Origin of the sequence: Phreatobacter sp., assembly GCF_052440005.1 — a bacterium.
Lineage (GTDB): Bacteria > Pseudomonadota > Alphaproteobacteria > Rhizobiales > Phreatobacteraceae > Phreatobacter.
The window spans coordinates 1-9,920 of the sequence record NZ_JBQVQL010000129.1 but is presented as its reverse complement, the minus strand read 5'-3'; the positions used below and the strand labels follow the sequence as shown (position 1 = coordinate 9,920).

At 68.0% G+C, this 9,920-nt stretch carries 9 protein-coding genes and 1 pseudogene; 6 read left to right on the top strand and 4 right to left on the bottom strand.

Annotated features, from left to right (window positions below; all coding sequences use genetic code 11):
* Positions 1–473, bottom strand: a 473-nt coding sequence (locus ACT6XY_RS21220) for a hypothetical protein (RefSeq protein WP_444750297.1), incomplete at its 3' end; no start/stop codon positions are given.
* Positions 474–711: 238 nt separating this feature from the next.
* Between ACT6XY_RS21220 and ACT6XY_RS21215 the strand changes: the two genes are divergently transcribed.
* On the top strand, positions 712–1,473 hold the full coding sequence (locus tag ACT6XY_RS21215) for a glycosyltransferase family 25 protein (RefSeq protein ID WP_444750296.1): 762 nt from the start codon (positions 712–714) through the stop codon (positions 1,471–1,473).
* A gap of 93 nt (positions 1,474–1,566) precedes the next feature.
* Here ACT6XY_RS21215 and sdhA read toward each other — a convergent pair whose 3' ends face one another.
* Genes sdhA through sdhC form a run of 3 tightly spaced genes read right to left on the bottom strand, consistent with a single transcriptional unit; the run spans position 1,567 to position 4,241 of the window.
* Positions 1,567–3,387, bottom strand: coding sequence for a succinate dehydrogenase flavoprotein subunit (gene sdhA, locus ACT6XY_RS21210; RefSeq protein ID WP_444750295.1), 1,821 nt, complete (start codon positions 3,385–3,387; stop codon positions 1,567–1,569).
* Positions 3,388–3,423: 36 nt separating this feature from the next.
* Positions 3,424–3,819, bottom strand: a complete 396-nt coding sequence (sdhD, locus tag ACT6XY_RS21205) for a succinate dehydrogenase, hydrophobic membrane anchor protein (RefSeq protein ID WP_444750294.1) — start codon at positions 3,817–3,819, stop codon at positions 3,424–3,426.
* A 14-nt stretch (positions 3,820–3,833) separates the two neighbouring features.
* Positions 3,834–4,241, bottom strand: coding sequence for a succinate dehydrogenase, cytochrome b556 subunit (gene sdhC, locus ACT6XY_RS21200; protein WP_444750293.1), 408 nt, complete (start codon positions 4,239–4,241; stop codon positions 3,834–3,836).
* Positions 4,242–4,441: 200 nt separating this feature from the next.
* Here sdhC and zapE point away from each other — a divergent pair, with 200 nt between their 5' ends.
* The 5 genes and pseudogenes from zapE to sucC all read left to right on the top strand — a co-directional run.
* Complete coding sequence (gene zapE, locus ACT6XY_RS21195) at positions 4,442–5,617, top strand: cell division protein ZapE (protein WP_444750292.1); 1,176 nt, start codon at positions 4,442–4,444, stop codon at positions 5,615–5,617.
* A 40-nt stretch (positions 5,618–5,657) separates the two neighbouring features.
* Positions 5,658–6,383, top strand: coding sequence for a DUF1003 domain-containing protein (locus tag ACT6XY_RS21190; RefSeq protein ID WP_444750291.1), 726 nt, complete (start codon positions 5,658–5,660; stop codon positions 6,381–6,383).
* Positions 6,367–7,002 carry a TetR/AcrR family transcriptional regulator gene (locus ACT6XY_RS21185; RefSeq protein WP_444750290.1) on the top strand — a complete coding sequence of 212 codons (636 nt, stop codon included), beginning with the start codon at positions 6,367–6,369 and terminating at the stop codon, positions 7,000–7,002. Before ACT6XY_RS21190 ends, ACT6XY_RS21185 begins: the two co-directional genes overlap by 17 nt.
* 332 nt (positions 7,003–7,334) lie before the next feature.
* The gene (gene mdh / locus ACT6XY_RS21180) at positions 7,335–8,300 is read left to right on the top strand and encodes a malate dehydrogenase (protein WP_444750289.1); all 966 of its coding nucleotides are present in this window, start codon (positions 7,335–7,337) and stop codon (positions 8,298–8,300) included.
* Positions 8,301–8,406: 106 nt separating this feature from the next.
* Positions 8,407–9,594 (top strand): annotated as a pseudogene (sucC, locus tag ACT6XY_RS21175) (ADP-forming succinate--CoA ligase subunit beta); the annotation flags it as partial.
* Positions 9,595–9,920 lie beyond the last annotated feature (326 nt).

Here is a 9,920-nt window from a genome sequence, read left to right as displayed (position 1 = left end):
CCGGCCCGGCCGCCGCGCAGGATGCGCAGGTGGGTGAGGATGCGCCGCTTGATCGGGTCGATATGGCCGTGCGCCCAGGCGAGCCAGCGCGTCCACAGCCCGTAGAGCCTGACGAAGAGCGGGATTTGCATGAGCTTGGGCTTGCAGGTCTCGAAGAGGAAGGCGGTGATGCCGACCCCGACCACCTTGGCGAGCACCAGAACCCCGGCGCCGAGCACGAGATGCCCGGAGGCGATGAGGCCGAGGGCGGCGAGCTTGAACGGAAAGAGCAGGCCGGCCGGCACGGCGAAGACGAGCAGGGTCGCATAGGGCGGCAGGCGCTCGATGCCATCGTGGATCGCCTGCTTCAGCGCCCTGAAGGGCAGCATCTCGACGAGACGGGCGATGGCCGGACCCAGCCGCTCCCACAGCCAGGTCTCGACGAGGATGACGAGAGCCGCGATGACGAGGAAGGGGCGCAGCAGGCGTCGCATGTGAGAATCCCGACGATGACGGGGAGAGTGCACCGCAGGACTGTATCTGCCTGACGGCGCGGGGACACCTGTCCTATTGCGCGCGGGCCGGCGGCTGACAAGAGAGCCAGGGCACTCGGTCCGACACGAACGGAAACCGCCATGCCGCAATCCGGGGTCCCCGTTCCCCAATCAGGCCGCAGAATGGGCTCGCGCCGGTGGCACCAGACCACCTCCCGTCATCAGGAGGTCGACCATCGTGGCCCATTGGACGCAGACGACCCGTGCGTTCGTCATTTCCCTGCCGCGCCTCGCGGACCGGCGTGCCCATGCCGCAAGGCTCGCTGCAAGCCTGCCGGTGCCCACGGCGATCCTCGACGCGGTGGACGGCAGGGCACTCACCGCCCGTCAACGCGGGCGGCACGTCGCCGAGCTGCACCGGCCCCGCTATCCCTTCGCACTCAACGAGGCGGAGATTGCGTGCTTCCTCAGCCACCGGGCCGCCTGGCGGGCCGTCGTCGAGAGCGGCGCGTGCCGGGCGATCATCCTCGAGGACGACGCGGTGCCCGCGGCGGCCTTCGCGGCGGACCTCACGCGGCTGATGGAGGAGGAGACAGGCTGGTCCTTCGTCCAGCTGCACAGCCACAACCCGCCCGAACACGGCGCGCCCTTCCTCGGCCGCCGGATCCTGCCGCAGCTGGAGATGGTCGGCCAGGTGGTGACGGCGGAGGCGGCGCTGGCGCTGCTGCGTGCCAGCGACCGGTTCGACCGGCCGGTCGACAGCTTCATCCAGATGACCTGGAAGACGGGCGTGCCGATCCATCACCTGGGGCGCCCCGTGGTGGTCAACGGTGGCGGTTTCTTCGGTGGCTCGACCATCAGCCGAAGGCTGGGCGGCGTCGAGAAGGTCAGGCGCAGCCTCGTCCGGCCGATCTACAGGGCGCAGCTCGCCCTGATGGCGGCGCGGGGCGCGTTCGGCGTCTGGTCGCCGACCCGGGCCGCGGCCGTGCGCCAGGCGTGAGAAGCGCCACAAACGACAAGGAGGCCGACCGGCGGTCGACCTCCTTCATCTCTGATCGGACCGGGGCGCGGCACGAGCCCCGCGGCAGGCCCGTCAGTACACGCGGGCCTTGGGCTCGATGTACTGGATCTCGTTGGTCATCGTGTAGGTGTGGACCGGACGGTCGTCGAGCGTCACCTGCTTCTTCGCATCGTCGGCGAAGGCCAGGGTGTGCTTCATCCAGTCCTTGTCGTTGCGGTCGGGGAAATCCTCGCGGGCGTGGGCGCCGCGGCTTTCCTTGCGGTTCGCCGCCGATTCCATGGTGACCACGGCCTGGGCGATGAGATTGTCGAACTCCAGCGTCTCGATCAGGTCGGAATTCCAGATCAGCGAGCGGTCGGTGGTCTTGATGTCGGACGCGCCGCCCCAGACGTCGGCGATGAGCTTGCGGCCCTCCTCCAGCACCTCGCCGGTGCGGAACACCGCACAGTTCGACTGCATCACGCGCTGCATGCTGCTGCGCAGCTCGGCCGTCCCCGTCGTGCCCGACGCGTAACGGAACGCGTCGAGGCGCGACAGCGCCATCTCGGAGGCATTCGCCGGCAGGTCCTCGTGCTTCTCGCCCGGGGTGACCGTCTCGGCGGCGCGCAGGCCGGCGGCGCGGCCGAAGACCACGAGGTCGATCAGCGAGTTGGAGCCAAGGCGGTTGGCGCCGTGGACGGAAACACAGGCCGCCTCGCCGATGGCCATCAGGCCGGGGACGATGGTGTCGGCATTGCCGTTCTTCTTGGTCAGCACCTCGCCGTGATAGTTCGTCGGGATGCCGCCCATATTGTAGTGGACGGTCGGGATGACCGGGATCGGCTCCTTGGTCACGTCGACGCCGGCGAAGATCTTGGCGCTCTCGGAGATGCCCGGCAGGCGTTCGTGGAGGATCTTCGGGTCGAGATGGTCGAGGTGCAGGAAGATGTGGTCCTTGTTCTTGCCGACGCCGCGGCCCTCGCGGATCTCCACGGTCATCGAGCGCGAGACGACGTCGCGCGAGGCGAGATCCTTGGCCGAGGGGGCATAGCGCTCCATGAAGCGCTCGCCCTCGGAATTGGTCAGGTAGCCGCCCTCGCCGCGCGAGCCCTCGGTGATGAGGCAGCCCGAGCCGTAGATGCCGGTCGGGTGGAACTGCACGAATTCCATGTCCTGCAGCGGCAGGCCGGCGCGCAGCACCATGGCGTTGCCGTCGCCGGTGCAGGTATGGGCGGAGGTCGCCGAGAAATAGGCGCGGCCGTAGCCGCCGGTGGCGAGGATGGTCTGGCGGCCGCGGAAACGGTGGATGGTGCCGTCGTCCATCTTGAGCGCGACGACGCCGAGGCAGCGGCCGCTCTCGCTCATGATGAGGTCGATGGCGAAATACTCGATGAAGAACTCGGCGTTGTTCTTCAGCGCCTGGCCATAGAGCGTGTGCAGCATGGCGTGACCGGTGCGGTCGGCCGCGGCGCAGGTGCGCTGGGCCGTGCCCTTGCCGAAATGGGTGGTCATGCCGCCAAACGGGCGCTGGTAGATCTTGCCGCTCTCGGTGCGCGAGAAGGGCACGCCCCAGTGCTCGAGCTCATAGACGGCGGCAGGCGCGTTGCGGACGAGATACTCGATCGCGTCCTGGTCGCCGAGCCAGTCGGAGCCCTTGACGGTGTCGTACATGTGCCACTGCCACTGGTCCTCGCCCATGTTGCCGAGCGAGGCGGCGACGCCGCCCTGGGCGGCGACCGTGTGGGAGCGGGTCGGGAAGACCTTGGAGATGCAGGCGGTCTTGAGACCGGCCTGGGCGCAGCCGACGACGGCGCGCAGTCCGGCGCCGCCGGCGCCGACGATGACCACGTCGTAGGTGTGGTCGGTGATGTCGTAGGCACGGCCGTTGGCGGCAGGTGCGGCGGCTTCAGCCATGGGGCGAGCTCCCGGATGTGACAGGCGGTTCGACGGTTATACGCCGAAGGACAGCTTCAGGATCGCAAAGACCGATCCGAGACCGATGGCGACCGAAAAGAACGTGTTGGCGAGCAGCAGGACGACCTTGGGTCCCTCGGCCGGCACATAGTCCTCGATGATCATCTGCATGCCGAGGCGCATGTGCCAGGTGGCGGAGAGGACGAAGAGGATGAGCGGGATCGCCACCAGGGGCGAGCCGAGGGTCGCCTTGACCGCGGCGTAGTTGGAGCCGGCGGTGGTGATGATCAGGCCGATCACGAAGAGCGAGAGCGGCACGTTCGCAACGGCGGTCACGCGCTGCATCCAGAAATGCTCGGTGCCGGAGCGGGCCGAGCCGAGGCCGCGGACCCGGCCGAGGGGCGTGCGCATGGTGGACTTGGAGTGGGACATGGTTCCGCCCTTTCTCAGACGCCGCCGCGCACGGCATAGGCGACGATCCAGGTCAGGACCGTCAGCACGATGGAGCCGATGAGATTGGCCCGCACCAGCCATTCGCGCTCGGCAGGGCCGAAGCCGCGGCCGGTGTCCCAGATGAAGTGGCGGATGCCGCCGAGCATGTGGTGGTAGAGCGCCCAGGTGTAGCCGAAGAGGATCAGGCGGCCGATGATGGACCCGGCGAACCACTGGAAGGTGGCATAGGCGGCAGGCCCCGAGGCGGCGGCGATCAGCCACCACGCCATCAGCAGCGTGCCGAAGAACAGCGCCCCGCCGGTAACGCGATGCATGATCGACATCATCATCGTCAGCATCGGGCGGTAGATCTGGAGATGCGGCGAAAGCGGGCGCTCGCTCACGGGCTTTGACTCGGCCATCTGGGGCATTCCTCAAGACCGGCTGGCGCGCATGCTGCATCGCCCACCGGAAATCACCGGCCTGTTTAAGGGAGGCGGCGCCCCGACGCAACGAGTCTGGAATGAGACAAAGGAGGGACGAGACGGCGGCCTGCGCGCGGCGCGACCCAGCCGTGCGCGGCTTGCCGAGGTCGGGCAGGCCCTTTATTGCCTGAGCCGGCATGCCGAACACGCTCTCCCGCTACCAGTCGCTGGTCGATTCCGGCGAGATGTCCTTCGATGCCGCGCAGGCCGCCGTCGCCCGCCGTCTGGCGGCGCTCAACGACCGCCTGGCCGACTACCGGCTGGCGCGCCGCAAGTCTTCCGCCCTCGCATGGCTGTTCTCACGCGGGCAGAAGCCCGAGCCGGTCCGCGGTCTCTACATCTGGGGCGACGTCGGGCGCGGCAAGACCATGCTCATGGACCTGTTCATGGAGGGCAGCCCCGTCCGGCGAAAGCGGCGGGCGCATTTCCACGAATTCATGGCCGACGTGCACGAGCGCATCCACGCCTGGCGCCAGAAGCTCAAGGCCGGCGAGGTGAAGGGTGACGACCCCATCGGACCGGTCGCCGCAGAGCTCGCCGAGGAGGCCTGGCTCCTGTGCTTCGACGAGTTTTCGGTGACCGACATCGCCGACGCCATGATCCTCGGCCGCCTGTTCACCCGGCTCTTCGAGGAGGGCGTGGTGATCGTCGCCACCTCCAACGTGGTACCGGAACTGCTCTATCGCGACGGCCTCAACCGGGCGCTGTTCCTGCCCTTCATCGCGCTGCTGCAGGAGCGGATGGACGTGATGAAGCTGGAATCGCGCACCGATTTCCGGCTGGAGAAGCTGTCGGGCCAGCCCATCTGGCTGACGCCGCTCGGGGACGCCTCCGACGCGGCGATGGACCAGGCCTGGTCGCGGCTGACCGGCGGCGTCGAGGGCGATCCCGCGACGCTGGAGGTCAAGGGCCGGCGGGTGCCGGTGCCCCGGCAGGCACACGGCGTAGCGCGGTTCAGCTTCGCCGAGCTCTGCGAGAAGCCGCTCGGCGCCTCGGACTATCTCGCCGTCGCCCATGCCTTCCACACGGTGCTGCTCGACCGCATTCCCGTGATGAAGGGCCTCGAGCGCCGCAACGAGGCCAAGCGCTTCATCACGCTGATCGACGCGCTCTACGACAATCAGGTCAAGCTGGTGGCGAGCGCCGGCGATGAGCCGAACCGGCTTTATCTCTCCGACTCTGGGACGGAGGAATTCGAGTTCCACCGCACCGCCTCGCGCCTCATCGAGATGCGGTCCGACGACTATCTCGCCCTCCCTCACGAGCGGCGGAACGAGCGCGCCGGCGATACCGGTGGTATCGTGGAGACGTGACGCGGCCCCTTGCCCGGGCGGCCAGCGGATGGAAGGCGACATGGCACGAGCAAAAGCCGGGGACGACCAGCCCCCTCTCGTCTGCGCGCTGACCGGGCGGCCCATCCGGCCTGGGCACGAGGTCCGCCTCTCGGCGATCAGGCCCGGCGTCGCCGACCTCATCCGGAGCGACGCGCCCGGCATCGGGCCGAGCGACGTGATCGACCGCGCGATCGTCGCCGACTATCGCAGCCGCTACGTGGAGGATCTCCTGAAGGCGGAACGCGGCGAGATCACCGCGCTGGAGCGTGACGTGGTCGAGAGCCTGCGCAGCCAGGAGATCACCGCCGCCAACATCGAGGAGCGCATCGACGAGGGCCGGACCACGGGCGAGCGGCTCGCCGACAAGGTCGCCCAGTTCGGTGGGTCCTGGACCTTCATCCTCGCCTTCTTCGCCCTCCTCGCCGTGTGGATGGCCCTCAACGTCGTCGTCGCGTCGCGCGCCTTCGACCCCTATCCCTTCATCCTCTTGAACCTCATCCTGTCCTGCATCGCGGCGGTCCAGGCGCCGATCATCATGATGAGCCAGCGGCGCCAGGAGGCGAAGGACCGCCGCCGTTCGGAGAACGACTACCGGGTGAACCTGAAGGCGGAGCTGGAGATCCGGCATCTGCACGAGAAGATCGACCACCTGCTGAACCGCCAGTGGGAGCGGTTCGCGGAAATCCAGGCCATGCAGATCGAACTCCTCCAGGACCTGAGGGCGTCCCGTGGCCCGTCGTCCTGACCGGATCGGCGCGATCGCGCCACCCACGGAGGACCGGGTCCAGGCGCGGCTGGTGGCGATAGCCGCCGACCATATCCGCCGCTTCGGACCCGAAAGGGTGACGGTGGTGGCCGTGGCCCGCGAGGCCGGCATGAGCCATGCCAACGTCTATCGCTTCTTCGCCTCGAAGGCGGGGTTGATCGAGGCGGTCGTCGTCGCCTGGGCGCGGACCGTGGAGCTCCAGCTCGGCGACATCGCCAATGCCCCCGATCCCGCCGACGACAAGCTGGAGCGGTTCCTCACGGCCTGGGCCAGGGCGCAGCGCGAGGGCCTCGACCGCGATCCGCCGATCTATTCCACCTTCGCGGCCCTCTGGCAGGCGCGGCGGGATTCGATCATGGCGCACCGGGCGCGGCTGCGCGCCTTCCTCGCCTCCATCGTCGATGAGGGCCTGGAGCCCGGCCCATTTCGGGTGAAGGACGAGGAGCGGGCGGTGTCCTTCGTGGCCGACGCCATGCAGCGCTTCATCCATCCGGTTCTGGTGATGGAGACGCGTGACCTGTCGCGCAGCCAGATCGAGCCGAGGATCGCGCTGATGACGCGCACCATCGTGCGGACGCTCGTGAACGGCGGCGCCTGAGCGCAGGGAAGTGTGACAATTTACAATTTTTGAAACTTGTTCCCGTGGTATCGGGGTGATTCCACTCGCGGGCGGTGGTGCCTGCGCACGCCCAGCCGCCCTCCCCGGCCGGCGCAGACCGGCGCGAACACCGTCGGCGAACCAGTGCAAGCCACTGACTCCGCGTTCTTTTTCGATCGCGACCGCGGCAGGCGCGAGGGCACGTGCGCGACTCACCATTTTCCGATACATCAAACCGAGGTACAGCTTGAAAGCCATCGGATTTTCTGGATTAGAAGGGGCCGCAGGCGGTCCGTTCCGCTCCCGCAACACTTTCAGCGAAAGACCCTTCCATGGCGCGCAAGAAACTCGCGATGATCGGCTCGGGCCAGATCGGCGGCACCCTGGCTCTCCTGGCCGGCATCAAGGAACTCGGCGACATCGTGATGTTCGACATCGCGGAAGGCACCGCGAAGGGCAAGGCGCTCGACATCGCGCAGGCCTCGGCGGTCGAGGGCTTTGACGCCAAGATGAGCGGCACGGGCTCCTATGAGGCCATCGAGGGCGCCGACGTGTGCATCGTCACCGCCGGCGTGCCGCGCAAGCCCGGCATGAGCCGCGACGATCTCCTCGGCATCAACCTCAAGGTGATGGAGCAGGTGGGCGCGGGCATCAAGAAGTATGCCCCCAACGCCTTCGTTGTCTGCATCACCAACCCGCTCGACGCCATGGTCTGGGCGCTGCAGAAGTTCTCCGGCCTGCCGGCGGAGAAGGTGGTCGGCATGGCCGGCGTGCTCGACTCCTCGCGCTTCGAGCTCTTCCTCGCCGAGGCGACCGGCGTCTCCATCGAGGACATCCACGCCTGGACGCTCGGCGGCCACGGCGACGACATGGTGCCGATGGTGCGCCACTCGACGGTCGGCGGCGTGCCGCTGAACCAGCTGGTCAAGTCGGGCTGGCTGACCCAGGAGAAGCTCGACGCCATCGTCGAGCGCACCCGCAAGGGCGGCGGCGAGATCGTCGGCCTGCTCGGCAACGGCTCGGCCTTCTACGCGCCGGCCGCCTCTGCCATCGCCATGGCCGAGAGCTACCTCAAGGACAAGAAGCGCGTCCTGCCGTCGGCGGCCTATCTCACCGGCCAGTACGGCGTGAAGGACATGTATGTCGGCGTTCCGGTGCTGATCGGCGCCGGTGGCGTCGAGAAGATCGTGGAGTTCGAGCTCGACAAGGGCGAGCAGGAGATGTTCGCCAAGTCCGTCGCCTCGGTGAAGGGCCTGGTGGACGCGTGCAAGACCATCGCCCCCGAGCTCGCGAAGTAAGTCCTGCGCGTGGCGTCCAGCAAACCGGCGGACGCCACGGCGTCCGCCGCATAAGCAGCCCAAAAACCTGAGCGAGCGGCGTCGACCGCCTAACAGAGGGTCTCAGATGAACATCCACGAATATCAGGCGAAAGCCTTGCTGAAGGAGTTCGGGGCGCCCGTCTCGAACGGCATCGCCATCTTCAAGGCCTCCGAGGCGAAGGCCGCGGCCAAGAAGCTCGGCGGCCCGCTCTGGGTCGTGAAGTCGCAGATCCATGCCGGCGGTCGCGGCAAGGGCAAGTTCCAGGAGAAGGCAGCGGGCGAAAAGGGCGGCGTGCGCCTCGCCAAGTCGATCGAGGAGGTCGAGGCCTTCGCCAAGCAGATGCTCGGCAACACGCTGGTCACGATCCAGACCGGCCCGGCCGGCAAGCAGGTGAACCGCCTCTACATCGAGGACGGCTCGGACATCGAGAAGGAGTTCTACCTGTCGATGCTGGTCGACCGGCAGACCGGCCGCGTCGCCTTCGTCGTCTCCACCGAGGGCGGCATGGACATCGAGGCCGTCGCCCACGACACGCCCGAGAAGATCCTCACCTTCTCCGTCGACCCGGCCACCGGCTACATGGCCCATCACGGCCGCACCATCGCCAAGGCGCTGGGCCTGTCCGGTGACCTCGCCAAGCAGGTCGAGGCGGTTGCCGGCGTCCTCTACAAGGCCTTCGTCGCCAAGGACATGGAGATGCTCGAGGTCAACCCGCTGATCGTCACCAAGCAGGGGCAGATCAAGGTTCTCGACGCCAAGGTGTCCTTCGATTCCAACTCGCTCTACCGCCAGCCCGACGTCGTCGCCCTGCGCGATCTGACGGAAGAGGACGAGAAGGAGATCGAGGCCTCCAAGTTCGACCTCGCCTACATCGCGCTCGACGGCACGATCGGCTGCATGGTCAACGGCGCCGGCCTCGCCATGGCGACCCTCGACATCATCCAGCTCTACGGCGAGAGCCCGGCCAACTTCCTCGACGTCGGCGGCGGCGCCTCGGAGGAGAAGGTCACCGCGGCCTTCAAGATCATCACCGCCGACCCGAAGGTGAAGGGCATCCTCGTCAACATCTTCGGCGGCATCATGAAGTGCGACGTCATCGCCCGCGGCGTGCTCGCCGCGGTGAAGGCGGTCGGCCTGCAGGTGCCGCTGGTCGTGCGCCTCGAGGGCACGAACGTCGAGGAAGGCAAGAAGATCATCCGCGAGTCCGGCCTCAACGTCATCCCCGCCGATGACCTGGACGATGCCGCGCAGAAGATCGTCAACGCCGTGAAGAGCGGCGGCAAGGCCCCGGCCAAGGCTCCGAAGGCCCCGGCCAAGAAGCCCGACGCCAAGAAGACGGATGCCAAGAAGGGCGGCAAGCCCGCCGCCAAGGCGGCGACCGCCTCGACCGGCGCGAAGACGTCGTCCAAGGCTCCTGCTGCCAAGGCTCCTGCTGCCAAGGCTCCCGCCAAGGCCGCGGCTGCGAAGGCCGCCGCTCCGAAGGCTCCGGCTGCGAAGGCCGCCGCTCCGAAGGCCGCCGCCGCCAAAGCCCCGGCCAAGGCCGCCGCTCCGAAGGCCGCCGCCGCCAAGGCCCCGGCCAAGGCCGCTGCTCCGAAGGC

Bases quoted from the DNA above. Each gene is read 5' to 3' on its own strand.
- sdhA (WP_444750295.1), bottom strand. From the start codon at position 3,387: ATGGCTGAAGCCGCCGCACCTGCCGCCAACGGCCGTGCCTACGACATC.
- sdhD (WP_444750294.1), bottom strand. From the start codon at position 3,819: ATGTCCCACTCCAAGTCCACCATGCGCACGCCCCTCGGCCGGGTCCGC.
- sdhC (WP_444750293.1), bottom strand. From the start codon at position 4,241: ATGGCCGAGTCAAAGCCCGTGAGCGAGCGCCCGCTTTCGCCGCATCTC.
- zapE (WP_444750292.1), top strand. From the start codon at position 4,442: ATGCCGAACACGCTCTCCCGCTACCAGTCGCTGGTCGATTCCGGCGAG.
- ACT6XY_RS21190 (WP_444750291.1), top strand. From the start codon at position 5,658: ATGGCACGAGCAAAAGCCGGGGACGACCAGCCCCCTCTCGTCTGCGCG.
- mdh (WP_444750289.1), top strand. From the start codon at position 7,335: ATGGCGCGCAAGAAACTCGCGATGATCGGCTCGGGCCAGATCGGCGGC.